Origin of the sequence: Thalassospira sp. MCCC 1A01428 (genome assembly GCF_002115825.1) — a bacterium.
Lineage (GTDB): Bacteria > Pseudomonadota > Alphaproteobacteria > Rhodospirillales > Thalassospiraceae > Thalassospira.
This window is the reverse complement of the sequence record NZ_JFJZ01000015.1, coordinates 12,050-36,038: the sequence shown is the minus strand read 5'-3', so window position 1 is coordinate 36,038 and position 23,989 is coordinate 12,050. Positions and strand designations below refer to the sequence as shown.

The following is a 23,989-nucleotide window of genomic DNA, read 5'->3' as shown; positions in this document are numbered from 1 at the left end:
AACCGGCCGCAAACAATGCGGCCGGTTTCCTCATTTGGAGGTTTGGAAAATGACTTGTGATCGCCGTTCATTTTTGGCCGGTGGCAGTGCCGCCCTGTTGGGCCTGATGGCAGCCATTCCGCTCGCCCGCGCCGCCGAAAGCCTTAAAATCCGCGATATTTATAAAACCCAGGACGAATTTTCCACCACCGCCAAAAACCTTGTCGGAAAACGGATCGAAATTCCCGGCTTTATGGCCCCGCCGCTTAAGGCCGATGCCAGTTTTTTTGTCCTGACCAAACGCCCAATGTCGGTATGTCCGTTTTGCGAAACCAGCGCCGACTGGCCAAACGACATTGTTTTTGTCCGTATGCGCGAAAAACTTGATGCCGTTCGCTTCAACCGCCCGATCATCACGCAGGGTGTTTTGGAGTTGGGTGTTGCCAAAGATCAGGAGACCGGATTTGTCAGCCTCGTCCGACTTGTCGATGCCAGCTTCGACCTCGTCTGAAACCGCATCTGCCATCAAAACCGGCAAAGGCAACAGCAGTGACAGCGACAACAGCACAAGCCCGCCCCTTGCGATAAATGATTTGTCGCTTGGTTTTGGCAAACAAGCCGCCCCGATCCTGTCGCTGCCCCATCTTGGGGTTGCGCCGGGCACCTTGTTGGGCGTCGCCGGGCCTTCAGGGTCAGGCAAGTCATCCCTTCTCTATTTGCTAAGTGGCCTGTTGCGCCCGACAAAAGGGTCGGTTCACTGGGGGGATACCGATTTGACATCCTTGTCCGAAGGGGCATGTGATACCTGGCGGCGCCAGCATGTCGGTTTTATCTTTCAGGATTTCCATCTGATCGGTGAATTGCCGCCACTGGAAAATGTTTTGCTGCCTGCCGGGTTTCATGGCTGGCGCATCCCTGCCGATTTGCGCGCGCGCGCAACCACCTTGCTTGATCTGGTCGGGGTTCCCACCAATCGCGGGTCGGTGGCCGATTTATCGCGCGGCGAACAGCAACGTGTCGCCATTGCCCGCGCATTGTTGTTTGATCCGCCCATTTTGCTGGCCGACGAACCCACCGCCAGCCTTGATGCCGTTGCCGCCGATAATTGCGCCGACATCCTGTTTGCCTATGCCCGCGAAAATAATCGCACGCTCATTGTGGTCAGCCATGATCACACCGTCATCGACCGGTGCACGCGTCTATTACAGTTCGAAAAAGGCCGGCTTTTAACCAATGCAGAGGCCGCATGAACCCGTTTCCCATCGTTTTCGCCAGCCTGCGCCGCCATTGGGTGATGAATATCCTGTTCATCGCCCTGATTGCCGTGGCCGTGGCCATTGGTGTTGGCATCACCGCCCAGGAACGCGCCCTGCGCCAGGGCAGCGCCCATGCCGCCGACAAGTTTGATATTCTGGTGGCCGCCCCGGGCAGCCATACCGACATTGTCATGAATACCATTTTCCTGCGCCCCTCGGCGGTGAACCTGCTTGAAGGGCCGATATGGTCAAAGCTGCTAGATGACGACCGGGTGGATTTTGCCGCCCCGCTGGCTTTTGGCGATTCCTGGCACGATCACAGCATCATTGGTTCCACCGCCCAATTTATCGACTATCTTTCTGGTGGCCTGCGTGATGGCGCCATGTTTGCCGACCACGAAGAAGCCGTGATTGGCGCGGCCGTTCCGCTTGAAATTGGCGACACATTCGAGCCTGCCCACGGCCATGGTTTTGAGGCCGAAGAACATCATCATCACGGTGTGAACATCACCGTTGTTGGCCGTATGAATGCCACCGGCACCCCCTGGGATAGCGCAATTATCGTACCGGTTGAACAGGTATGGGAAGTTCATTCGCTTGCCAGCGGGCACACCGAAAACGACCATGATGAAGAGCATGAGCATGAACACGCCACCGGCAGCCCAGAACATGCAGATCATGACACCCATGATGACGATGCCGCCCATGAACACGAACATGAGCACGAACATGAGCACGAAACCGTAAAACTTGGCCCGCCCTTTGATGGACTGGACCTGCCCGGTGTTCCGGCAATGGTGGTGCATCCCAAATCAATTGCGGGGGCCTATGGCATTCGGTCCAGCTATCGCACCGATCACAGCACGGCGTTTTTCCCTGCGGAAGTGCTGGTGGAAATGTATCAGATGCTGGGTAATGCCGGCGCCGTCATGCGCTGGATGGCGCTGGGCACACAGGCATTGGTGGTTGCCGCCATTTTGGCCGCCGTGCTGGCGCTTATGCAAATTTATCGCAAGCAATTTGCCGTTTTGCGCGCCCTTGGTGCCCCGAGGAGTTATATTTTCGGCTCGATCTGGCTATATGTGGCGATTTTGGTGGTCTTTGGTGCCGCCATTGGGCTGGTGCTGGGTTGGGGTGTGGCACAGGCCGTATCACAGGTTTTCACCGCAGAAACCGGCATGGCCATGACGGCCACCATTGGCAAGCCGGAACTTGGCCTTGCGGCTGGCTTCGTGATTATCGGCTTTGCCCTGGCTTTGGTTCCGGCCTTTATGCTCTATCGCAAACCGGTGGTCGAAGCCCTGCGCGGATCATAACCGCACGCCATTAATCGTGCATAAAACACCAAGGACCGGCCCCGAAAGCCGGTCCTTTATTTTATTAAAAGCACGATCAGGCCGGGCTGTAATCATGGTCATTACGCAAGGATGGCACCATCACGCGGACTTCATTCACCCGTTCCAGATCAATTTCAGCCGTGATAAAGCCCGGCTCTGTGCCGCCATCGGCCAAAACAACACCCCACGGGTCAATAATCAGGGAATGGCCAAATGTTTGCCGGTCGCCGGGGTGGTCACCACACTGGGCGGCAGCAATGACAAAGCAGCCGGTTTCAATCGCACGGGCGCGCAGCAAAGTGTGCCAGTGCGCCTGCCCGGTCGTGCGGGTAAAGGCAGCGGGTATGGTTAACACCGTTGCGCCCGCCTTGGCATAACCGCGAAACAAATGCGGAAACCGCACATCATAACAAATCGCCAAACCGATATCGGCCTGATCGGTTTTAACCAGCCGGGCGGCATCGCCCGGACGAAAGGTTTTGCTTTCGCGGTAAGACTCGCCATTGGCAAGGTCCACGTCAAACATGTGGATTTTATCATAGGATGTCAGAACTGCCCCGTCCGGGCCAATCGCATAACAACGGTTGGCAACCCGGTCTTCACCCGGCACGCTAACGTGAAGCGACCCGACAATCAGTGTGCTTTCAAGTTCGCGCGCCAGATCACTGAAAAATGCCAGCGCCGGATGATCCTTTTCGGCATAGGCCGCGGCACGCACCTTGTCGCCACCAAACGACATCATCGATACATTTTCGGGAAAGGTAATTAACCGCGCCCCGGCTGCATGGGCATCGCGCGCATAAATCGCCGCGCGCGCCAGATTATCATGCATGTCATCACGGCTGTTTACCTGAACACAGGCAGCGGTAAAACGGGTCATGGTTAATTCTCCTTATCCGACGACGCCGGTTATCATCAATTTACCCAACAATAGGCAGCGAAAGCGGCGGGAGAAAGTCCAAAAACAAAAAAGGGGCGGCCCGCAATATGCGCAGCCACCCCTTTTTCAAGTTCGTCTTGATTATGCTGAAAGCATTTTATCCAGACCGCCCTTGGCGTTCAGCGCCATCAGTTCGTCGCAGCCACCAATATGTTCGTCATTGATAAAAATCTGCGGCACACTGGTTTTGCCACCGGCACGGTCCATCATTTCGCGTTTGCGGCGCGGTTCCATCATCACGTCGATCACGTCGTAATCGGCATTTTTCTCATCAAGCAACTTGCGGGCCCGCTTGCAATAGGGGCACCAGTCGGTTGCATAAACTTCAATTTTCGCCATCGATTCAATTCCTTTTATTTCGGGCTCCTGACCCGGAATATCCGTGTGTTGGGAAGGTATATAACAGATAATTTCCCATTCGTCAGCGTACCACCCGCGCAATTGTGATCAGGTCCACCTGCATGGCTCCGGCTTTTTTTAGCACATGCGCACAGGCCGCCGCCGTGGCCCCTGTTGTTAAAACATCATCCACCAGCACAATTTTGCGCCCGGCCACGTCATATTTCGTCGCCATTTTGGCCGATATCGCAAAGGCCCCCTGCACCTCGCGCAGGCGGGATGTTCGGCCCAGCCCGGCAAGGCTACGGGTTTTGCGTTTACGGGTAATCAAATCGGGTGCAAACAAAATACCGGTTTGTTTTGCCAGCGACGCGGCCAACAAACCCGACTGGTTATAACGGCGCATTAATAACCGACTGCGATGCAAAGGCACGGGTACCAGCAACGTGGCATCGGACCAAAAATCCTGCCCGGCCTGCATCATCCAGCGGGTTAAAAGCGGGGTTAAATCCGTCCGGTCACCATGCTTATAGCGCAACACATAATCCCGGCTGCCATCATCATAAATCAGGGCGGCGCGGGCCCGATCATAAGGCGGGATATGGCGCAAACATGGGCCGCATAAAACACCTTTGGCATATTTTGCATCCCGCGCGGCCATTTCGTCGGCGGGGGCCAGCATTTCCACCGGCATCAATTCAAACGGATACCCGCAACAGGCGCAAAAAGGCGGCGACACAAACCGCAACGCCGACCAGCATTCGGCACACAGCGCATGGGGGGCATCACTGATAACACCACATCCCCCGCACCGCGCAGGCAACAAACCGCGCAAAATTGCCTGCCAAACCGCCGTGCCTACCCGCTTAAAGGGCTGACGATCATGGTGCGCATCCACCTTCTGATCCTGATTATCCATTCACCCCGGCTTCTCCCCCTGTCTGCAGCCGCCCATGCCCATGCAACGCTACAATACTTATTCGTATTTACGAACAGCAGGATTTGCGCGCAAACGCTTCGTTGCAAAATCAATAAAGGCCCGCACCTTGGCCGATGCCCGCCGCCCTTCAGGATGCACCAGATGGATCGGCACCGGGTTTTCGTCATATTGCTCCAGCACCGTTTCAAGCTGGCCCGATGCCAAAGCCGGACTGATCTGATAAGACAACAATCGTGCAATGCCCCAGCCGTCAAGGGCAGCCTGCAAGGCTGCATCCGTCGCATTGGTTAACAAGGTGGGCTGGACCACTACTGCAACTTTTTCCGTGCGGCCAAACCGCCATTCCTGGGTGGTTGGCGGGTTGGTGGTGCCAATAATGCGGTGCGCGGCCAAATCAGCCGGTTTTTCCGGCCTGCCATACCTTGCAAAATAGGCAGGGGCGGCACAAACCAGCCGTTTAACCGCGCCAACCCGTACCGCACTTAAACCTGAATCCGTTAAATGCCCGATACGGACAGCAAGGTCCATGCCCTCCTCAACCACATTCACCACCCGGTCAAGCAACAAGACTTGTCCGCGCATACCGGGGTTTTCATCAAGAAACGCCATTAAAATCGGCATGACAAACATTTTACCAAACAGAACCGGAGCCGTAACGGTCAGGGTGCCGGTTGGCGTGGCATATGCCCCCCCGGCGGCCGCTTCTGCCTCGGCCAGATCATCAAGGATACGGCGGCAATCGCGCATATAACGATCCCCCGCTTCGGTCAGCTTTACGCTGCGCGTGGTGCGGGTCAACAATCGCGCACCGGTAATTTCTTCCAAAAAGGCAATGGCACGGGTGACTGCAGGCGGGCTCATACGCAAATCACGCCCAGCCTGGGCAAAACTGCCACAATCCGCCACCCGGATAAAAACCTTCATCGCTTGCCAGCGGTCCATGAATTACCTTTCTATGCCACGTGTGAAAGCGCCGCCTTATTATTCCCCAATACGGAACAGTACATTCCAAATACTCTATCTTAACTAATATAATTGAAACAATCATAATCATTTCATCAGCCGTTCCCTGCACCTCCTTTCAAAGGAAAATGCTATGAAACTTTATGATTTTCCACTTTCCGGCCATTCCCACCGCGCCCATCTGTTCTTGTCCCTGATCGGTGCCGACTATGATCTGATCCCTGTTGACCTTGCCAATGGTGAACATAAAAAGCCGGCATTTCTGGCGTTAAACCCGTTTGGGCAGGTGCCCGTACTTGAGGATGACGGCGTAATCATCCCCGATTCCATCGCCATCATGGTTTATGTTGCCAAAAAATACGGCAAAACCGACTGGTTGCCCGAAGACCCGCACCATGCCGCCCAAATCCAGCGCTGGTTATCCGTCGCTGCCGGTCAAATCGCGTATGGCCCCTGTGCCGCACGCCTTGTCACTGTGTTTGGGGCCGATTTCAACACCGATGAGGTCATTGCCCGGGCGCACAGCATTTTAACGCTGATTGATGCCGAACTTGCCAACCGCGACTGGCTGGTTACCGACCGGGCGACCATCGCCGATGTCGCACTTTACAGCTATATCGTGCAGGCCCCGGAAGGCAATGTCGATATCAGCCCCTATCACAACGTGGCCAAATGGCTTCGCCAGATCGAGGCTTTGCCGGGCTTTGTCCCCTTTCCGACCACCCAGGCCGGTTTGCGCACAACCAGCTAACCTGGCCCGGTCATCACCAACCTGCATTTCAAACGCCGAACACGGCAGGCGGCCCCGCTTTGGGTGCCGCTGCCCCTTGGTGCCTGCTTTTTCAGCAAAGGTAATTCCCATGTCGATGTCAGATTCCAAGCCAGCGTCTGAAACATGGCATGAAGGTGAACGCACCCTTCATCAGCACATGGGAATTACCACGCAAATGGCCGAAATCGGCAACCGTGCCATTCGCGACCATATGATCGAACAACACCGCACCTTCTTTGCCAAACTGCCCTTTGTCGTTTTGGGCACGGTCGATGACCGCGATAATGTCTGGGCCACGATTCGCACCGGCTCCCCCGGTTTTATGCGGGCAAAAAACGACACCACATTACACATCAACCTGTCCCCCAACAGCAATGATCCGGCCCAAGGCGGCCTTGCCAATGGCAAATCAGTCGGTCTTTTGGGAATCGAACTTGAAACGCGCCGCCGCAACCGCATGAATGGCCGTATTGCCAATTTTGACGATGCCGGATTTGAAATTTCCGTTCATCACAGCTTTGGCAATTGCCCGCAATATATTCGCCTGCGCGACCATTATTTCCTCCCCCAAGGCACTGCTGCCAACCCGGACGAAACCGTAACCCGCCTCGAACATATCGATGATTTTTGCCAAAATCTGATCAAAAATGCCGATACGTTTTTTGTCGCCAGCTATGCAGACCGCGCCACGGAAACACCCGGTTCCACCTCCCACACACGCCGCGAAGTTGATGTTTCACACCGGGGTGGCAAACCGGGCTTTGTCAGACTGGACGACGATGGCGGGCTGACCATCCCCGATTTTGCAGGAAACCTGTTTTTCAATACGCTGGGTAATATTTTGCAAACCGGACGCGCCGGGCTGATTTTTGCCGATTTTGAAACCGGCACTATTTTGCAACTGACCGGCCGGGCCGAAATCCTGCTCGACAGCCCCGAAATTGCTCATTTTCAGGGGGCTGAACGCCTGTGGCGTTTTTACCCCACTCACATCGTTATGCGAAAAAATGCACTGCCCCTGCGCTGGCATCCGCGCGATGGCGGACAATCCCCAAACAACCTTTTAACCGGCACCTGGGACGAAGCCGCACAGCGTGCCATTGCACTACGGATGGCAAATCAATGGCGGCCGCTTGAAGTTGTTCGCATTGTTGATGAAAGTCGGTCGGTGAAATCATTCCATCTGGCCCCCGTTCGCGGGCATACGGGCACAAACGCACATGAAAACACGGGTGAAAAGACTGGGAAAAATACGCAACATGCCATTTCCAGCGCATTAATCCCGCCTGTTGCCGGCCAATTCCTGCCCATTCGCATCACAATGGCCGATGGCAGCAAACATGTGCGCACCTATACGCTGTCCTCGGCCCCAACTGACCGGAACTACCGTATCAGTGTTGCCCGTCAAAACGGCGTATCGCGCCATTTGCACGACACCATTGCCATTGGCGACATCATCGAAGCCCGCGCACCACAAGGAAACTTTGTGCCAGACACCCGGTCAAACCGCCCGATTGTGATGATGGCAGGCGGCATTGGCATTACCCCGTTCATCGCAATGATGCGGCACATATTATACGAAGCCCATCGCGCCCGGCGCATTCAACCCTGTTGGCTGTTTTATGCCGCACGTAACAAACAGGACCGTGCCTTTGAACACGAACTGGCCGAACTCGAACAGGCATCGCAGGGCATGTTTAAAATTATCCGGGTTCTGGGCGACACCGACAACGCCCTGCCCCATCGCGATTATGATGCCAGCGGCTTCATCGACATGGACCTTTTACAATCAGCACTGCCGTTTGATGATTACGATTTTTATCTGTGCGGCCCGCCCGGTTTCATGCAGGCCCTGTATGACGGACTGCGCAGCAAAAACATTGCCGATACCCGCATCCATGCCGAGGCCTTTGGCCCTGCCAGCTTAACCCGCACGCCAGATGTTTCCCCGGCAACAGGGGCATCGGACAACGGCACCCCTGCCACCATTTCCGATGCCCCGGTTGAAGTCACCTTTGCCCAAAGCGGTAAAACCGCCCATTGGCATCCCGACAAAAACCAAACCTTGCTGGACCTGGCCGAAGCCGAAGGCCTAAGCCCGGATTATGGGTGCCGCAGTGGAAATTGTGCAAGTTGCAAGGTCGCAATTATCAGCGGCGATGTTGCCTATGCCAACCCGCCTTCGGCAAGTTGCGACAATAACAATGCGCTTTTATGTTGCGCCATGCCTGCCGCAGGCGCCAGTGCCAAACTGGTTCTTGATGTCTAGTGACATCTGCAAGGTGCATTCATATACGTATCATGGTTGATACAAAAATGAATATGCCGTGCCATCAAACCCGTCGCCCGGTCAGGCCATCCGGCCCGGTCAAACCGATGATCCATTGCACGGCTGCACTGTGCGGGCTATTTAAAGGGCAAATATAGCATTCCGCACAGTGGAGCCCCTGATGAGCGATCCGATTACGGTGTTTGATCGCCGTATCCTGAAAATGCGCCGCGACCGTGCGGCAAACCGGTCGCAGGATTACAATTTTCTGTTTGCCGAAACAGCCGAACGGCTCGCCGACAGGCTGGACGACACCACACGCAACTTCCCCACCGCGCTTGATCTGGGGTGCCATAGTGGCGAGTTGGGCCAGATCATTGGCAAACGCGGCGGCATTGAAACACTTTTTCAATCCGACATTTCGCTAGGCTATGCCCGCAACGCCAAAAATGGTGCGGTCAAACACCCCACCCTTGTCGCGGACGAGGAATTTTTGCCGTTTGCCCACGGGTCGCTGGATTTGATCCTGTCGAACCTGTCGCTGCACTGGGTGAATGATTTGCCCGGTATGCTGGTTCAGGCCCGGCAGGCACTAAAACCCGACGGGTTCTTTTTGGCATCAATGCTGGGCGGGGAAACGTTAAAAGATTTACGCGATGCGCTGATGACGGCCGAAGCCGAAGAAGAAGGCGGGGTATCGCCGCGCATCTCGCCGTTTATTGATGTCCGGGATGCTGGCGCGCTGTTGCAACGCAGTGGCTTTGCCCTGCCGGTGGTTGATATTGATGAAATCACGGTGGATTACCCCGACGCACTAAAACTGATGCGTGACCTTGCCGGTATGGGCGAAAGCAACCTGATTTTAAAACGCAGCAAAAAATTTACCAAACGCAGCACCCTTGCCCGTGCTGCCGCAATTTACCACGACCGCCACGCCCGGCCCGACGGACGGGTAAATGCCCGTTTTCAGGTGGTGTACCTTACCGCATGGTCACCCGATGAAAGCCAGCCCAAACCACTGCGCCGTGGCAGTGGACAGGTTAGTCTGGTTGATTTTTTGGGCGATGTGCCAGACAAACCAAAGCCGGTAAACTAGGCCTTACTTACCCCCATGAACCATATCGCGAATTTTTGTGGCCTTTTCAAAATGATCAAGCTGGTGGGTTTTGATCCACCAGTTTGCAGCCTCCATCAACAGGTCGGGATCATCATTGCGGTTGGCAAAAAACGCATAAAATGACAGGCCGACATTTGGCCCTTTCTGCGTGATTTTCTTGTCGCAAATTTCAATGATCTTTTGGCGAAGGCTGTCACGCATGTGAGGTCCTTTGAATGTCTTTAGGCATCAATGGGTTGATGTATGACCGAAATGCCGTGAAATTGGCACGATGTTTACCCGACACACATGACAGGTTCTGTCAGGACAGATTTTCGAAAGGCCGACCATGCACCTGCCCTCACCGCTTATCCGTGGCAAGCTGATCCAGCGTTACAAGCGTTTTCTGGCCGATATTGAACTGGAAAATGGTGATGTTATCACCGCGCATTGTGCCAACCCCGGTGCGATGACCGGGTTAAAGGATGCCGGGCTGGCTGTGTGGGTTTCAACATCGGATAACCCCAAACGCAAACTGAAACATAGCTGGGAATTATGCCAGGTGGGCGATGCGATGGTGGGAATTAACACATCCCACCCCAATGCCATCGTCGAAGAAGCCATCCTTGCCGGAAAAATCCCGGAACTGGCGGGTTACGAAACCCTGAAACGCGAAGTTAAATACGGGCAGAATTCGCGGATCGACATTTTACTATCCGACCCTGACAAAGGCCTGTGTTACGTCGAAATCAAAAACGTGCATTTAAAACGCGATAATGCCCAGCCGGGCCTTGCCGAATTTCCCGATGCCGTCACAAAACGCGGCGCCAAGCACCTTGATGAAATGACCGAAATGGTTGCCCAGGGCCACCGCGCCGTCATGCTTTATCTGATCCAGCGCACAGATTGCGACCGGTTCACGCTGGCCCACGATATTGACCCGCATTATGCCGCCCGTTTCATGGCTGCCACATCACACGGGGTTGAAGCCATTGCCTATGATTGCGCCATTGATCCATTATCGGTCACGGTGCGCAACAAGCTACCCGTTTTGCCAACCGGTTAAAGCGCATTACATCTGGCACACAGATTAGCGATCTTTTGTTGCCTTGGTCCTTATCTGATCCAGACTGGCAACAAGATCACTAAAACGGTCACCCTGCACTTTTACATGGGCAAGTAAAAGGGCCCGTGTCGCTTCCGCGTTTCCCCCCAGAATATTTTCAATGATCGCTTCATGCTCATCAAAAGACGTCTTCATACGGTTGCGCACACGCAGCTGAAGGCGGCGATAGGGCCTTAGGCGCCGATGCAGAAAGGCACATTGTTCGTTCAAAAAGCTGTTTTGGCTGGCGGAATAGATGACGTGATGAAAAGCCTCGTTTTCATAATAATAGGCGTCGGTATCCTCATTGTCGGCTGCTGCCTGGCATCGGTTATGCGCGCTTAAAAGCTGTTCTTTATCGTCGGCCGTATGTCTTCGCGCGGCCAGGGCACCTGCCATCCCCTCAAGTTCAGCCATCACCTCGAACATCTCAAACACATATTTGGGTCCGTGATCGGCCACAACCGCCCCCCGGCGCGGTCGAAATTCGATCAGGCCGATGGCATTTAATTGCATAAGGGCCTCTCTGATCGGGGTACGCGATACGCCAAATCGGGTGGCTAGCTGCGTTTCATCCAATCGCTCGCCGGGCGCAAAATCTCCCGTAAGAATCCCGTTCTCAATATCGTCTCTAAGCTTGTGAAATGTATTTGTCGTCATTCGATACACCGCATACGTATTTTTATTTCTTGTATACAAGAAAGTTGACTCTGCACACAAAAACAACATTAATTTTAGCGTGCAGATAATAATTCAACCAAAAGGGAGGACACTATGCACAAACGCAGTAAAAAAATTGCACTGCCAGCAATGCTTGCACTCGGTGTTATTAGTATCGGCACTGCGACTGATGCCAATGCCCGGGTAACCAATTTTGAAATCACAGCAAAAAGCACGGCTTTTGAAGGTATGCCCTTCCCCGCAATCGGCACTTATGACCGCATTGATGCCAAGGCAACCTTCGCCGTCGATCCAAACTCTCCTCGTGTGGCCAACATTGTCGATATTGACAAGGTTCCTGTTAACCAGCAGGGCGAAATCGTGTTTTCGACCGAGGTTTCAATTCTACAACCGACAGACGCCAATAAAAAATCCGGTTTGCTTTTCTATGAGGTTCCAAACAGGGGACGTAATCTTAGCTTTATGCTTTTAAACCGGTCAGCATCTTCAGATATCCCTGCAAAAGCAGGTGATGCCGGTGACGGATTTTTGATGCTGCGCGGCGACACTGTGGTGTGGTCGGGCTGGCAAAGCGATTTACCCGCCTCAGCCATCAATCTTGACCTTCCGGTGCTTGAAGATATTACCGGTCCGTCGCGCGAACAGTTCATTTTTGACAAACCGGGTACAACCGGCAAAGGCACCCTGACCTATCCCGCCGCCGACCTGGACCCGACAAAAGCAACCCTGACCGTTCGCGAAAATGAAAATGATCCGCGCACAACCCCGGCCGGGCTGTCCTTCACTTATATCAGCCCTACCGAAATTGAAATCACCCGCCCCGAGGGCATGGATGCCGGTGCCATTTACGATTTCGTTTACCCGGCCAAAAACCCGGTTCCGCAAGGGCTTTCTTTCGTTGCGACCAGCGATGTCATTTCTTTCCTGCGGGGCAATCCGGGCCACGATGCCCGGGACCCGTTAACGGGCATCAAACACACAGTGGGACTTGGCATTTCGCAATCCGGGCGTTTCCTGCGCGATTTCATTTATCAGGGTTTTAATGCTGACGAAACCGGGGCCAAGGTTTTCGACGGTGCCATGGCGCATATTGCCGGTTCGCGCAAAACCTTTACCAATTACCGTTTTGCCCAACCGGGCCGGTATTCGCGCCAACATGAAGACCACGACTATCCCGGTGATCAGTTCCCGTTTACCTACACCGAAACAACCGATCCGTTGACGGGCAAACAGGATTCCATTCTTGACGCCTGCGAAAAAACAGACACCTGCCCCAAGATCATACATACCGATACCTCGACCGAGTTTTGGCAGGCCCGCGCCTCACTGGTTACAACATCGCCAGACGGCAAACCGCTTGAGATGCCTGAAAATGTGCGGCTTTATTTTATTGAGGGCGCGCCGCATTTCAATGGCTGGGCGACTGAATCAAAAATGGATCCGGTTTGTCGTTATCCCACCAACCCGCTAAGTGCGGCCCCGGTTATGCGGGCCTTGTATGCACGCATGGCAGACTGGATCACAACAGGTAAAACACCGCCCGCCAGCCGCTATCCAAACCTTAAAGATGGCACATTAACGCCGCTGGCCGATTTCAAAATGCCAAAATTTGGCGACACGGCCCCGGTGCCGGCCTATAACACATTACAGGTCATGGATCATTCAGCCGTTCCGCCCAAACGCGGTGCAACTTACCCCGCATATGTCCCGCCCGTTGATGCCAATGGCAACCCGACCGGTGGTGTTGCCCTGCCTTATGTCGCGGCACCTTTGGGCACTTATGCTGGCTGGAACCTGCGTAATGACGGCTATGCCCCGGGTGAATTATGCAGCCTGACCGGGCTTTTTGTGCCCTTTGAAAACAATGCATCGGCCGATGGCCGCAAAAGCCTTGCGCAACATTATCAAAATCAGACCGGCTATTTGGATAATGTTCGCGCAGCATCGCAGAACCTGATCAGGCAGGGCTATATGCTGCCTGACGACATCGATTATGTGATGGATAAAGCCAGGGCCCAAAGCGTTAGTCTGCACAATTAACGAAACAGGGCACACGCGGCGGGCGCATGAACCGTATTCTCATGCATCCGCCATCCATACCCTGGGCTCGCCTTTATGGCGGGCTTTTTTCATGCCGCAAAACCGGCATAAAAGTAATCAGAGGCCCCCCAATCCACCATTAGGGAAGCGTGCCACGATCGCCCCTGATTAAATATTTTTGCCCACCCCCACTTATCTGTGCAATCAAAACAGGTATTAACAACCGCAGCAGGCCCGAATTTTGGCAAATATGATCCATAACAAGGCATAATTTACAATAATGGGGGCATATTGGCCTTTTAACCTGGCCCTGTTGCGCGCCCGGACCTTGCTTCTTGGGCGTACAACGATTATTTCATTAGGCTGCAAAGCATTATCGGTGAGAAATGGGGCCCGCCCCATAAGGATCGCCAACACAAGGAGAATTCGGTTGGCAAACGGCAAAGTAAAGATTCACGGCCCCGAAGCATTTGAAGGCATGCGCGCCGCCGGACGGCTGGCTGCGGAAGTGCTGGACTTCATTACCCCCTATGTCGTGCCCGGCGTAACCACCGGCAAACTTGATGATCTGTGCGATCAGTATATTCGTGATCATGGGGCCGTTTCAGCCTGCCTGAATTATCGCGGTTTTCCCAAATCCATTTGCACATCAATCAACCATGTTGTGTGCCATGGCATTCCCGGTGATAAAAAACTGCAAAATGGCGACATCATGAATATTGATGTTACCGTTATTCTTGATGGCTGGTATGGCGACACCAGCCGCATGTATATTGCGGGCACTCCCAAGGTGATGGCGCAACGTTTGGTAGACGTAACCTATGAAGCACTATGGCGCGGCATTCGGGCGGTAAAGCCCGGCGCGACACTGGGCGATATTGGCCATGCCATTCAGTCCTATGCCGAATCTGAACGGTTTTCGGTTGTTCGTGATTTTTGTGGTCATGGTCTGGGCCAGGTTTTTCACGATGCCCCCAATATCCTGCATTATGGCAAACCGGGCGAAGGCCTTGTTTTGGAACCTGGCATGATCTTTACCATCGAACCCATGATCAACCAGGGCACCTATGAATGCAAGGTTCTGTCCGATGGCTGGACGGCCGTTACCCGTGACCGCAAACTGACAGCACAGTTTGAACATTCGCTAGGTGTGACAGAAGATGGCTATGAAATCTTTACCACATCACCTGCCGGAATGGAAAAACCGCCCTATGCCATCAGCGACGCGGCACAATAATACGCCGCAATAAACCAGCAATGGTTCGGTAAATGAATAAAAGGCAGACCGGTTCAAAACCTGGCCTGCCTTTTTTTATTCAGCCGCCATTGTCACCTTTGGCACCTCGTTTACGAGAATGCGCAACCGCCCATCCACCCGGCGAATACGCAATTCGCGATATTTAACCAGGTAAACCAACCCCACAATTGCCGCGGCAATCCCCGACAGGGCCGCCATGCCCAAAGCCCAGCGCGGCCCGTATTGATCGGCGATCCAGCCGACAATAGGTGCGCCAATTGGCGTGCCGCCCATGGCAATTGCCATGCGAATAGCCATAACCCGCCCCCGCATCATCGGATCGGTTGAAAGCTGGATCAGGCCGTTACTGGAACTCATGAAAGTCAGGGCGGCAATGCCAATAATCACCAGCGAAGCGCCAAATAACCAATAACTTGGCATAACGGCCGCAACGATACATCCCACCCCGAAAACCAGCGCACCATAAAATAACAGACCAATTTGCGGTGTGGCCCGTTGTGCCGCAAACAGCGCCCCCATGACCGTCCCCACAGCCATCATGGATGACAGCATGCCATATTCCCCGGCCCCGGCATGAAAAACCGTGACCGCCATTGTCGAAATGAAAATGGGAAAATTCAGCCCGAAAGTACCAATCAGAAACAGCATCAGAAAGATCGCCATCAAATCGGGCCGGGCAGCAACATAGCGAAAACCACTGACCAGATTACCCCGCCCGCGCAAGGGGCGCCGGGTGACATTCAGTTCCCCGGTTCGGATCGCCATTAAAGACCACAACACACCAATGAATGACGCTGAATTTAACAAAAACACCCAACCCGTACCCACGAATGCAATTAAAACACCGGCAACCGCCGGGCCAATCATGCGAGCTGCATTAAAGGACGTGGAATTAAGGGCGATGGCATTGGACAAATGGTGTTCCGGCACCAGATCGGAAACAAAGGTTTGCCGCGCGGGTGCATCAAAGGCGGCAACGCAGCCCAGCAAAAAAGCAAAAACATACACATGCCAAAGCTCGATCAGGCCGGTTATCGTTAGCAGGCCTAGCCCCAGGCCAAGTAAGCCCATCAGGGCCTGTGTCACCATCACCAGTTTGCGACGGTCAAAATAGTCGGCAGCAAAACCGGTAAAGGGCAACATCAACAACTGCGGGCCAAATTGCAGCCCCATGACGATGCCCACGGCAGTTGAATTATGGTCTGTCAGTTCCGTCAGAACAATCCAGTCCTGGGCGGTGCGTTGCATCCATGTACCGGTGTTGGAAATGATCGCTCCGCTGGCCCATACCCGGTAATTATAAACCGCCAACGAGCGAAAGGTGCCTTTCATCGGGTTTTTCATAACAGCCCCCCGCATAATCGGGCGGAATAATGATTAGCCCGAAATTGCCGGGACCATTTTTTTTGTGTTGTCATTTCCCGGCACTTTCACGATCAAAACAGGCAATAATATCGGCAACTGTTCCGGTTTCGCCCAGGCGCGGAAAAACGCGCGTCACGCTGTTAACATGGGCGTCTTTGTTCATATCGGTCATGGCGTCGACCGCCAATGTCACATTCAGCCCCAGTTCATGGGCCTGGCGTGCCGTGGATTCCACACCGATGCTGGTGGCAACACCACATATAACAACCTGTGTTACACCCTGCTGGGCCAGATAATCAGCCAACCCGGTTTTGCTAAACGCACCCCATGTATGTTTGGTTACCAAATGGTCGCCGGTGCCTGCCCCCAGTTCGGGGGCCAAGTCGGCCCAGTCTGGCGGGAATGTTGCGGTTCGGGGTGGTTGTTCGTTACGGCCCGGTGCCATGCCCGCAACATTGACCAGCACCACGGGCAAATTGCGCGCCCGAAATTCCCCACTCAGTTGCACCGATTTTGCCAATACATCCTCGATCGGATGAACTGTCGGATAAGCCATAATGCCTTTTTGCAAATCAATCACGATCAGGGCAGTTTGGGGATCAAGAACAGTAACAGACATGGGGCGCAATCCTTTGTTAGGGCGAATTTGGGGGCGCAGAACCGGGCACGGAAAAACAACAAGGCAGGGTGCAGACGGCCGTTTTGACAGCATGGCGGGCACTATTTGCAAACACAACAGATGCCGGGGGCATCTACAGAAGCATTAAAAAAAATCGGTCATTTAAGGGCGCCGCAGTCAGGTTTCAGGGCAAACCGGGCACAACATGCCAAGGTCATATCGCAGCAGGCAAAACCCCAAGGGATGGCATAACGAAACTGGATGGCGGGAAGGCCGATGGATCATGGCTTGCGGCTTGAAAGTGATCGCCTGGCTTTCGGCATTGCGCCGGGCGTTAATATCGCAATCTGGCGATCTGCCATTTGCCGGTTTAAACAGTGGAAACAGGTATTAGCTATCAACAATCCTGCGTAACAGATTGGTGGCATCAGAAAGTGTTTGTTGTTCCTCGTCTGAAAAGTTTTCCAAAATGGCATGATAAAGCCAGTCTTCGCGCACAGTGCGGCTGGCCTGCATCCAGTCACGACATGACCGGGTTAGGGACAGCAAGGTTTGCCGCCCGTCATTCGGGTCCGGGTGGCCGACAACCAGCCCGGCATTCACCAATGCCGTAATATGCGCCCCCATTGATTGCGGGCGCACACCTTCGGCGCGGGCCAGCACCGTTACGGTTGCGGGGCCATCTTTTTCCAAATAACGCAGCACACCTTTTTGCGTCCAGTTCAGGTCGCCCAAATGCGCCTGCGCGCGTAATTTGCGCCGCAATCTGCCAATAATGGCATGCAGTTCGGTGGCCAGGGCAAGGGCGGGTGTTGGTGCGGGCAAGGAAGAAGATTGTTCGACGTTATCCGGGGTGTTTGTCATATCATGGCTTTCACATACAAAGGCAATCTACCAAGTTTACCTTTCTATATTGGTGAAAATAGATGAAGCCTCTGTATTGTCAAGCGCACCTGATAACAATTTTAAAATCATCAATTAAGAACCGGCATGCCCGCACCATACCTGTGCGACAAACAAAAACGGCCAGCCCCGCATATGTGCAAAGCTGGCCGAATAGTCTGTAACGTTCGATAAAAAAGAAAGTTACTGCCGTGTATCGCGTTTTATATGGCGCTTAACAAAAGCGATGCGTTAACGCCACCAAACCCGAACCCGTTGCACAAGGCATGTTTCAAATCAGCCTTGCGGGCATGGTTGGGCACAAAGTCCAGGTCTTCCAGGCCTTCATCCACGTGATGCAGGTTAAGGGTGGGGGGCAATATGCCGTCGCGCAGGGCCAGTGCGGTAAAAATTGCCTCGACACCACCTGCAGCACCAAGCAAATGGCCAATTGCCGATTTGGTCGATGAAATGGGAAGATTGGGCAAATGATCGCCAAATACCCGGCGCAAACCGGCAACTTCGGCCCGATCCCCCACCGGCGTGGATGTTGCGTGCGCATTAACATAGCCAATATCGGTCGTCCCAAGCCCCGCCATGCGCAAAGCCGCCTGAACCGCCAATGCACAACCCGATCCGTCTTCGGGGCCTGCGGTTAAATGATAGGCATCTGCACTGGTGCCATAACCGGTAATTTCCACCAATGGTGTTGCCCCGCGGGCCAGCGCATGTTCCAGCGTTTCAATCACCATCAATCCGGCCCCCTCGCCCATGACAAACCCGTCACGGTCGCGGTCAAACGGGCGGGATGCCTCCTGCGGGGCGTCATTGCGCGTTGATAGGGCACGGGCAGCCGAAAAACCACTGACTGACAAGGGATCAACACACCCTTCGGTACCGCCCGCCAAAACCACATCAGCTTCCCCAGACCGGATAAGGCGAACACCATCACCAATGGCTTGCAAACCGGCAGCACAGGCTGTTACAGGGGTGCCAATTGGCCCGCGAAAACCGTGCTTTATCGACACATTGCCTGCGGCCATATTGGCCAGGAAGGAGGGCACGACAAAGGGCGAAATCCGTGACGGGCCGCGCTCGATCAAGACTTCCTCGGCATGGGTAATTACCGGCAACCCGCCAATACCGGTACCAATGACGGTGCCGGTGCGGTCCCTGGCATCCTGATCAAGGTCAATCCAGCCTGCCTGCGTCAAAGCCTGCCCGGCGGCAGCAAGGGCATAAATGGTAAACAGATCAACCTTTTTGCGGTCTTTTTTGGAAACCACATCGTCCATATTCAACCCGGCAGGATGTTCGTTTTGATCGGGCACCAGGGCGGCAAATTTGGTTGATAAATTGCTGCAGTCAAACCGGTTATGGGTCACAACACCGGATTCACCGGCAATCAGCCGTTGCCACACAGCATCAAGGCCGCATCCCAGGGGCGTCACAAGGCCCATTCCGGTCACCACTATCCGCTGCGTCATCATGCCCTCGTCTTCAAATAAAAAATGTTGATCAAAATTCTCAGCCAATCCTGCCGATTAATGCCAATGCCTGCTGGGTTGCCTGCCAGGTATCAGCCCCCATTTCCTGATGGATGGCAGATTGCAATTCTTCCCAAACAGGCACGATCTGCCTTACCTTTTCCACCCCTGTCGGGGTGAGTGAAAAAATCTGGGTTTTGCCCTGCCCGGTTTGATCCGGGGCAATCATACCCCCCCGCTGCAATACTGCAAGGTTGCGCGTTAACGCACTGCGTTCCAGGTCCATCAGAACAGCAAGATTGCTGATCGACTGAAAACCGCCCCGGGCAATACAAAAAAGCAGCGACGCCTGCGTTGACTGCACCCCAAACGGTTTTAAGCGCAAATTATAACGGCGCGTTATGGCACGCGCCGCCTTGCGGCTTTTTAACACCAAACATTCATCAATCAGGGCTGCGGGCAATGGTATTGTCATTTCAACTGCCTAACCTGTGCATATACACAAGTCAAACAAATTCACATTTCCCCACAATCACCCTTCGGCAATGAACGCTGCCACTGGACAGCAGCGGCATGGCAACGCAAACTGCACCTGCAACGTCAAATTGCATCAACGCAGGAGCCTGCCGTGAGTGCCGAAAAACCCCGCAATCCTACTCAATCCAACATTGATGATGGCAGCCGGATCTATTTTGATCCTGCGGGCGCATTGGCAGACATTGCCCCTCAGAATGACCAAACCCCCGGGTCGCCGACGGCAACGCCCCCTTCAGCAATTACCCCTCGGGCGATAAACACGGCCCAAAAATCGTCCCGTGCCAACGCCCCCCTTCGTAAAGAAACGGACGCGCACCACACCACCGGCACCCCCCCGCCTGATGCAAAGGGGACACCGGAACCAACAATGACCACAACAGCCGCAATGGCGCCAGAACCCGCAGCTTTACCTGCGGAAAACACAGAAAACAAAGACCAGCCATCCTCAACGGCGACAACTGCCCAATCGTCGGGAAAAGCACCCAAGCCCCATTATTTCGGCCACCGCCAACGGTTGCGTGAGCGTTTTTTAAAAGGCGGAAGCGCGGCACTCGCCGAATATGAATTACTGGAATTATTACTGTGCATGGCCATTCCCCGCGGCGATGTTAAACCACTGGCAAAATCATTGATTGATCGTTTTGGAAATCTGGCCGGGGTGTTGGCAGCCAGCCAAAGCGAACTGGCAGGATGCAAGGGCATTGGCGAGGCGACAATCGCCGCCCTAAAAATTGCCGAAGCCAGCGCACAGGTTTTATCCCGGGAACGGGCGATGGAATTGCCCGTCATCGCATCCTGGGAACAATTGATCGATTATTGCCGGGTGCGGCTGGGCCATCGCAATACCGAAGAACTGCATTTGCTGTTTTTAGACCGTAAAAACCGCCTGATTGCCGATGAATGCCACCAGCGCGGCACGGTGGACCATACCCCGGTTTACCCGCGGGAAGTGATCAAACGCGCGCTTGAACTGCACGCATCGGCCCTCATTCTGGTGCATAATCACCCCAGCGGCGATGCCACACCATCACGCGGCGATATTGATATGACCCGCAAAATTGTTGACGCCGCCAAGGCCATGGAAATCAACGTGCATGACCACATCATTGTCAGCCGGGCGGGCTATAATTCGTTTAAAACACTGGGGCTTATCTGATGCCAATCATCGGGCAGATTTCAATTGTGGTGGCGGATTATGACGATGCCATCGCCTTTTATTGCGAAAAGGCCGGGTTTGAGCTGATTGAAGATAGCGATATGGGCAATGGCAAACGCTGGGTTTTAATCGCGCCACCACGCGCCCCTGTCAACGCAACCCGGATTTTGCTGGCCCGGGCGGTGAACGACAGTCAAAAACGCGCCATCGGCCAGCAAACTGGCGGGCGGGTCGGTTTTTTCCTGATGACGGATGATTTTCAAACGGATCATACGCGCATGGTCGAAAACGGCGTTCGTTTTTTAGAAAACCCACGCCACGAACCCTATGGCATCGTTGCCGTGTTTGAGGATTTATACGGCAACAAGTGGGATTTGTTACAACCAGCCTAATCCCGAACTTTCAGCATGTTTTGAAAATCCGGGATCATTTCCTGGTAAATTGGCAGGGCCGCAGCACCACGTGCTGCGGAATAAGTGCTGGCATCACCAATCAGAACCGGCAAATGATCGCCGGTGGGTGTCGGACCATCCGCCTCTTGCAGCCGGGTGACTTCCTGCCAAAGAGCATACAGAATCGCTTCAGGCAGCAGCCCCCCCAATATAACCGCCTGCGGATTCAACATGCTTGAGATAATCTGGAAGGTCGTTGTCAAATGTAATGCGGCCTGATTAATCCATTTCCGAACCGGGATGTCATCTGGTGACATGGCAGAAAGCCGGGTCAAGGTGGCGTCATGAACCAGATCGTCGCGATGGCCCGCATCAAATTCTTCGTACAAGGCCAACAGCGAGACATAACGCTCAAGGCATCCCTTGCGCCCGCAACCGCATTGGCGACCATTAACCTGTATCGGAATATGGCCAATCTCGCCTGCCGCCCCCTTGGCACCACGAATTATTCGGCCATCAAGAAACAATCCCGCGCCCAAACCAACACCGATGAAGATATAAACGAAATTATCAAGGTCGCGCCCGGTCCCGTAAAGCTTTTCCGAAATGGCCGCAGCATCAGCATCATTTTCGACAAAAACCGGGCAGCCCGCCTTTTTTCGCATGGCACTGGCCAGATCAAAACTTTCCCATCCCGGCGCAATGCCGGTTGGCCCGGCGATACCGACGGGGCCCGGCATGGCAATGCCGATCCCGATATTACGTTCGGGATCCAGACCGGACTTCGCAATTATCTCGTGACTGGCAGCAACCAGAAGGTCAACGGCCTGATGAGGATCGGGATGTTTGATTTGCTGACTAAACCGGCAGCGCTCTTCACCCAGAAGGTCCACAAGGACGGCATCAATTTCGGTACCGTTTAGCTGAAAGCCAATGGCAAAACCGCCTTCAGGGTTAAGGCGATATGGCCGGGCGGGCTGCCCCCGTTTTTGCCGAACCGGTTCACCCGCAAGCAAAAGCCCGGCTTCTTCCAGTTCGGCCACAAGGTTTGAAACCGCCTGGGCAGACAGATTGGTGATGCGGGTAATATCAGCGCGCGACAGGCCGTCACGGCGTCGAACGGCATCGAGAATGGCGCGGCGATTGTGGCTTTTAGCATGCAGAAGGTTGGTGCCGGTTACATTTTCAGACTGTTTTTTTATCATCACCATTGCCCTCCCTAAATTTATCCATTATTAATTACATCAAATTGAATTAATAATAAAGCCTGTGATCAAAAAGATCACGTCTCAGTCATTGCGTATCTCATTTATCAGGGAGATAAGAACATGAAGATCAGGAATATCCTAAAAGGGGCTGTTTTCGGTGTCTTTGCCATTTCCGGCGCTGCACATGCCGCAGATGTCACGCTAAATGCGCTGTTCATGGCCCAGGCCGCCTATAGCGAAGACGACATTCGCAACATGACCGCTGACTTCAAGGCGGCCAATCCTGGCGTCGATGTCAATGTTGAGCTGGTCCCCTACGAGGCCCTGCATGACAAAATTGTGCTGTCGCAAAGTGCCAATGGCTATGACGTTGTTCTTTATGACGTGATCTGGCCTGCAGAATTTGCACAATACAAACTGCTTGAAGACGTAACAGACCGTATTGATGACAAAACCCGCAAAGCTGTTCTGAGCGGGGCCTGGACGACGGTGGAATATGACGGCAAATATTACGGCATGCCCTGGATTGCCGATACAAAGTTCCTTTTTTATAACAAGGACATGCTGAAAAAAGCCGGGTTTGATCATCCACCCGCAACATGGGAAGAACTTGAATCCCAGGCCAAGGTCATCAAGGACAAGGGGATTGTTGATTATCCGCTGGTCTGGTCATGGTCACAATCCGAAGCCGCAATTTGCGACTACACCACCATCCTCTCAGGCATGGGCGGCAAGTTTCTGGATGCGGATGGCAAACCGGCCTTTAATACAGGCGGCGGCCTCAAGGCATTACAATACATGGTCGGAACCATCAATGATGGCGTGACCAACCCCAATTCGCGCGAATATGCCGAAGAAGATGTCCGTCGTGTCTTTTCAAGTGGGCAGGCCGCTTTCGCACTTAATTGGGGCTACATGTATAATCTTGCCAATGATCCGGCCGAAAGCCAGGTTGCCGGCAATGTTGGCATTGTTCCGGCACCGGGCGAAGCAGGCGTTTCAAAGGCGTCGGCCGTCAATGGGTCGATGGGCCTTGGTATTCCCAGCAAAAGCACGCACAAGGAAGAAGCCTGGAAATACATCCAGTTCCTGACGTCGCAAAAAGTGCAAAACAAATACGCCAAGCTCAGCCTGCCGGTCTGGGAAGCATCCTATAGCAATCCCGACGTGATCAAGGGCCAGGAACCGTTCGTCAATGCAGCAAAAACCAGCTTTGCCGTGATGGCACCGCGTCCCACGATGGCATCCTATCAGGAGGCATCGGCTGTTTTGCAAGAAGCCCTGCAAAACGCCATGCTGGGCACCACCACCCCAAAAGATGCGCTTGACAACGCGGCAAACAATATTGCCGATCTTCAGTAACCCTTT

The 23,989-nt window shown here is 54.0% G+C and carries 24 protein-coding genes; 12 read left to right on the top strand and 12 right to left on the bottom strand.

Annotated features, from left to right (window positions below; all coding sequences use genetic code 11):
- Nucleotides 1–49 precede the first annotated feature (49 nt).
- The 3 genes from THS27_RS13245 to THS27_RS13235 are packed head-to-tail and all read left to right on the top strand — an operon-like array spanning nt 50 to nt 2,551.
- Entirely contained in the window at nt 50–490 is a 441-nt protein-coding gene (locus THS27_RS13245) for a hypothetical protein (protein WP_085591613.1), read from the top strand.
- Complete coding sequence (locus THS27_RS13240; protein WP_210402902.1) at nt 444–1,229, top strand: ABC transporter ATP-binding protein; 786 nt, start codon at nt 444–446, stop codon at nt 1,227–1,229. The genes THS27_RS13245 and THS27_RS13240 overlap by 47 nt, the downstream gene beginning before the upstream one ends.
- Nucleotides 1,226–2,551 (top strand): ABC transporter permease, encoded by a 1,326-nt coding sequence (locus THS27_RS13235; protein ID WP_085591609.1) that lies wholly within the window; start codon nt 1,226–1,228, stop codon nt 2,549–2,551. The genes THS27_RS13240 and THS27_RS13235 overlap by 4 nt, the downstream gene beginning before the upstream one ends.
- A 76-nt stretch (nt 2,552–2,627) precedes the next feature.
- Here the strand turns inward: THS27_RS13235 and THS27_RS13230 are convergent, their stop codons facing one another.
- The 4 genes from THS27_RS13230 to THS27_RS13215 all read right to left on the bottom strand — a co-directional run bounded on the left by THS27_RS13230 (nt 2,628) and on the right by THS27_RS13215 (nt 5,733).
- Entirely contained in the window at nt 2,628–3,452 is an 825-nt protein-coding gene (locus THS27_RS13230; protein ID WP_085591607.1) for a carbon-nitrogen hydrolase family protein, read from the bottom strand.
- Nucleotides 3,453–3,593: 141 nt separating this feature from the next.
- On the bottom strand, nt 3,594–3,851 hold the full coding sequence (gene grxC / locus THS27_RS13225; protein ID WP_085591606.1) for a glutaredoxin 3: 258 nt from the start codon (nt 3,849–3,851) through the stop codon (nt 3,594–3,596).
- An 82-nt stretch (nt 3,852–3,933) separates the two neighbouring features.
- Nucleotides 3,934–4,770 carry a ComF family protein gene (locus THS27_RS13220; RefSeq protein WP_085591604.1) on the bottom strand — a complete coding sequence of 279 codons (837 nt, stop codon included), beginning with the start codon at nt 4,768–4,770 and terminating at the stop codon, nt 3,934–3,936.
- Between the two features lie 57 nt (nt 4,771–4,827).
- Nucleotides 4,828–5,733: a LysR family transcriptional regulator gene (locus THS27_RS13215; RefSeq protein WP_085591602.1), complete on the bottom strand. Its 906-nt coding sequence runs from the start codon at nt 5,731–5,733 to the stop codon at nt 4,828–4,830.
- A gap of 154 nt (nt 5,734–5,887) precedes the next feature.
- On the opposite strand from THS27_RS13215, the gene THS27_RS13210 reads away from it, so the two are divergent.
- The 3 genes from THS27_RS13210 to THS27_RS13200 all read left to right on the top strand — a co-directional run bounded on the left by THS27_RS13210 (nt 5,888) and on the right by THS27_RS13200 (nt 9,891).
- On the top strand, nt 5,888–6,505 hold the full coding sequence (locus tag THS27_RS13210) for a glutathione S-transferase family protein (RefSeq protein ID WP_085591600.1): 618 nt from the start codon (nt 5,888–5,890) through the stop codon (nt 6,503–6,505).
- Between the two features lie 109 nt (nt 6,506–6,614).
- The gene (locus tag THS27_RS13205; protein WP_085591597.1) at nt 6,615–8,795 is read left to right on the top strand and encodes a pyridoxamine 5'-phosphate oxidase family protein; all 2,181 of its coding nucleotides are present in this window, start codon (nt 6,615–6,617) and stop codon (nt 8,793–8,795) included.
- 181 nt (nt 8,796–8,976) lie between these two features.
- Nucleotides 8,977–9,891 (top strand): methyltransferase domain-containing protein, encoded by a 915-nt coding sequence (locus tag THS27_RS13200; RefSeq protein WP_085591596.1) that lies wholly within the window; start codon nt 8,977–8,979, stop codon nt 9,889–9,891.
- Nucleotides 9,892–9,894: 3 nt separating this feature from the next.
- Here THS27_RS13200 and THS27_RS13195 read toward each other — a convergent pair whose 3' ends face one another.
- Entirely contained in the window at nt 9,895–10,113 is a 219-nt protein-coding gene (locus THS27_RS13195) for a DUF6500 family protein (protein WP_085591594.1), read from the bottom strand.
- Between the two features lie 127 nt (nt 10,114–10,240).
- On the opposite strand from THS27_RS13195, the gene sfsA reads away from it, so the two are divergent.
- The gene (sfsA, locus tag THS27_RS13190; RefSeq protein WP_085591592.1) at nt 10,241–10,957 is read left to right on the top strand and encodes a DNA/RNA nuclease SfsA; all 717 of its coding nucleotides are present in this window, start codon (nt 10,241–10,243) and stop codon (nt 10,955–10,957) included.
- A 24-nt stretch (nt 10,958–10,981) separates the two neighbouring features.
- On the opposite strand, the gene THS27_RS13185 is transcribed toward sfsA, so the two are convergent.
- Nucleotides 10,982–11,725 carry a GntR family transcriptional regulator gene (locus THS27_RS13185; protein ID WP_210402901.1) on the bottom strand — a complete coding sequence of 248 codons (744 nt, stop codon included), beginning with the start codon at nt 11,723–11,725 and terminating at the stop codon, nt 10,982–10,984.
- Between the two features lie 45 nt (nt 11,726–11,770).
- Here THS27_RS13185 and THS27_RS13180 point away from each other — a divergent pair, with 45 nt between their 5' ends.
- On the top strand, nt 11,771–13,717 hold the full coding sequence (locus THS27_RS13180; RefSeq protein WP_085591588.1) for an alpha/beta hydrolase domain-containing protein: 1,947 nt from the start codon (nt 11,771–11,773) through the stop codon (nt 13,715–13,717).
- 430 nt (nt 13,718–14,147) lie between these two features.
- Nucleotides 14,148–14,954 carry a type I methionyl aminopeptidase gene (gene map, locus THS27_RS13175; protein ID WP_085591719.1) on the top strand — a complete coding sequence of 269 codons (807 nt, stop codon included), beginning with the start codon at nt 14,148–14,150 and terminating at the stop codon, nt 14,952–14,954.
- 75 nt (nt 14,955–15,029) lie between these two features.
- Here the strand turns inward: map and THS27_RS13170 are convergent, their stop codons facing one another.
- The 5 genes from THS27_RS13170 to THS27_RS13145 form a co-directional block, all read right to left on the bottom strand.
- Complete coding sequence (locus tag THS27_RS13170; protein WP_246832957.1) at nt 15,030–16,319, bottom strand: MFS transporter; 1,290 nt, start codon at nt 16,317–16,319, stop codon at nt 15,030–15,032.
- A 70-nt stretch (nt 16,320–16,389) separates the two neighbouring features.
- Nucleotides 16,390–16,959, bottom strand: a complete 570-nt coding sequence (locus THS27_RS13165; protein WP_085591586.1) for an isochorismatase family protein — start codon at nt 16,957–16,959, stop codon at nt 16,390–16,392.
- Between the two features lie 390 nt (nt 16,960–17,349).
- On the bottom strand, nt 17,350–17,823 hold the full coding sequence (locus THS27_RS13155) for a MarR family winged helix-turn-helix transcriptional regulator (protein WP_085591582.1): 474 nt from the start codon (nt 17,821–17,823) through the stop codon (nt 17,350–17,352).
- A 242-nt stretch (nt 17,824–18,065) separates the two neighbouring features.
- Complete coding sequence (fabF, locus tag THS27_RS13150; RefSeq protein ID WP_210402900.1) at nt 18,066–19,331, bottom strand: beta-ketoacyl-ACP synthase II; 1,266 nt, start codon at nt 19,329–19,331, stop codon at nt 18,066–18,068.
- Between the two features lie 37 nt (nt 19,332–19,368).
- A complete protein-coding gene (locus THS27_RS13145) occupies nt 19,369–19,803 on the bottom strand; it encodes a MarR family winged helix-turn-helix transcriptional regulator (RefSeq protein ID WP_085591581.1) in 435 nt (144 codons plus the stop codon).
- A 429-nt stretch (nt 19,804–20,232) separates the two neighbouring features.
- Between THS27_RS13145 and radC the strand changes: the two genes are divergently transcribed.
- Nucleotides 20,233–21,021, top strand: coding sequence for a DNA repair protein RadC (gene radC, locus THS27_RS13140; RefSeq protein WP_139835579.1), 789 nt, complete (start codon nt 20,233–20,235; stop codon nt 21,019–21,021).
- On the top strand, nt 21,021–21,413 hold the full coding sequence (locus THS27_RS13135; protein ID WP_085591579.1) for a VOC family protein: 393 nt from the start codon (nt 21,021–21,023) through the stop codon (nt 21,411–21,413). The genes radC and THS27_RS13135 overlap by 1 nt, the downstream gene beginning before the upstream one ends.
- On the opposite strand, the gene THS27_RS13130 is transcribed toward THS27_RS13135, so the two are convergent.
- Entirely contained in the window at nt 21,410–22,618 is a 1,209-nt protein-coding gene (locus THS27_RS13130; RefSeq protein WP_168184894.1) for an ROK family transcriptional regulator, read from the bottom strand. The two genes, THS27_RS13135 and THS27_RS13130, sit on opposite strands and share 4 nt — an antisense overlap.
- Before the next feature lie 123 nt (nt 22,619–22,741).
- Here THS27_RS13130 and THS27_RS13125 point away from each other — a divergent pair, with 123 nt between their 5' ends.
- A complete protein-coding gene (locus THS27_RS13125; RefSeq protein WP_085591574.1) occupies nt 22,742–23,983 on the top strand; it encodes an extracellular solute-binding protein in 1,242 nt (413 codons plus the stop codon).
- Nucleotides 23,984–23,989 lie beyond the last annotated feature (6 nt).

Excerpts from the sequence above, each read along its gene's own strand:
- fabF (WP_210402900.1), bottom strand. The coding sequence starts at position 19,331 with ATGATGACGCAGCGGATAGTGGTGACCGGAATGGGCCTTGTGACGCCC.
- grxC (WP_085591606.1), bottom strand. The coding sequence starts at position 3,851 with ATGGCGAAAATTGAAGTTTATGCAACCGACTGGTGCCCCTATTGCAAG.
- sfsA (WP_085591592.1), top strand. The coding sequence starts at position 10,241 with ATGCACCTGCCCTCACCGCTTATCCGTGGCAAGCTGATCCAGCGTTAC.
- radC (WP_139835579.1), top strand. The coding sequence starts at position 20,233 with ATGACCACAACAGCCGCAATGGCGCCAGAACCCGCAGCTTTACCTGCG.
- THS27_RS13200 (WP_085591596.1), top strand. The coding sequence starts at position 8,977 with ATGAGCGATCCGATTACGGTGTTTGATCGCCGTATCCTGAAAATGCGC.
- THS27_RS13230 (WP_085591607.1), bottom strand. The coding sequence starts at position 3,452 with ATGACCCGTTTTACCGCTGCCTGTGTTCAGGTAAACAGCCGTGATGAC.
- THS27_RS13145 (WP_085591581.1), bottom strand. The coding sequence starts at position 19,803 with ATGACAATACCATTGCCCGCAGCCCTGATTGATGAATGTTTGGTGTTA.
- THS27_RS13245 (WP_085591613.1), top strand. The coding sequence starts at position 50 with ATGACTTGTGATCGCCGTTCATTTTTGGCCGGTGGCAGTGCCGCCCTG.
- THS27_RS13155 (WP_085591582.1), bottom strand. The coding sequence starts at position 17,823 with ATGACAAACACCCCGGATAACGTCGAACAATCTTCTTCCTTGCCCGCA.
- THS27_RS13215 (WP_085591602.1), bottom strand. The coding sequence starts at position 5,733 with ATGGACCGCTGGCAAGCGATGAAGGTTTTTATCCGGGTGGCGGATTGT.
- THS27_RS13165 (WP_085591586.1), bottom strand. The coding sequence starts at position 16,959 with ATGTCTGTTACTGTTCTTGATCCCCAAACTGCCCTGATCGTGATTGAT.
- THS27_RS13180 (WP_085591588.1), top strand. The coding sequence starts at position 11,771 with ATGCACAAACGCAGTAAAAAAATTGCACTGCCAGCAATGCTTGCACTC.
- THS27_RS13135 (WP_085591579.1), top strand. The coding sequence starts at position 21,021 with ATGCCAATCATCGGGCAGATTTCAATTGTGGTGGCGGATTATGACGAT.
- THS27_RS13125 (WP_085591574.1), top strand. The coding sequence starts at position 22,742 with ATGAAGATCAGGAATATCCTAAAAGGGGCTGTTTTCGGTGTCTTTGCC.
- THS27_RS13235 (WP_085591609.1), top strand. The coding sequence starts at position 1,226 with ATGAACCCGTTTCCCATCGTTTTCGCCAGCCTGCGCCGCCATTGGGTG.
- THS27_RS13185 (WP_210402901.1), bottom strand. The coding sequence starts at position 11,725 with ATGTTGTTTTTGTGTGCAGAGTCAACTTTCTTGTATACAAGAAATAAA.
- THS27_RS13210 (WP_085591600.1), top strand. The coding sequence starts at position 5,888 with ATGAAACTTTATGATTTTCCACTTTCCGGCCATTCCCACCGCGCCCAT.
- THS27_RS13130 (WP_168184894.1), bottom strand. The coding sequence starts at position 22,618 with ATGATAAAAAAACAGTCTGAAAATGTAACCGGCACCAACCTTCTGCAT.
- THS27_RS13205 (WP_085591597.1), top strand. The coding sequence starts at position 6,615 with ATGTCGATGTCAGATTCCAAGCCAGCGTCTGAAACATGGCATGAAGGT.
- THS27_RS13195 (WP_085591594.1), bottom strand. The coding sequence starts at position 10,113 with ATGCGTGACAGCCTTCGCCAAAAGATCATTGAAATTTGCGACAAGAAA.
- THS27_RS13220 (WP_085591604.1), bottom strand. The coding sequence starts at position 4,770 with ATGGATAATCAGGATCAGAAGGTGGATGCGCACCATGATCGTCAGCCC.
- THS27_RS13170 (WP_246832957.1), bottom strand. The coding sequence starts at position 16,319 with ATGAAAAACCCGATGAAAGGCACCTTTCGCTCGTTGGCGGTTTATAAT.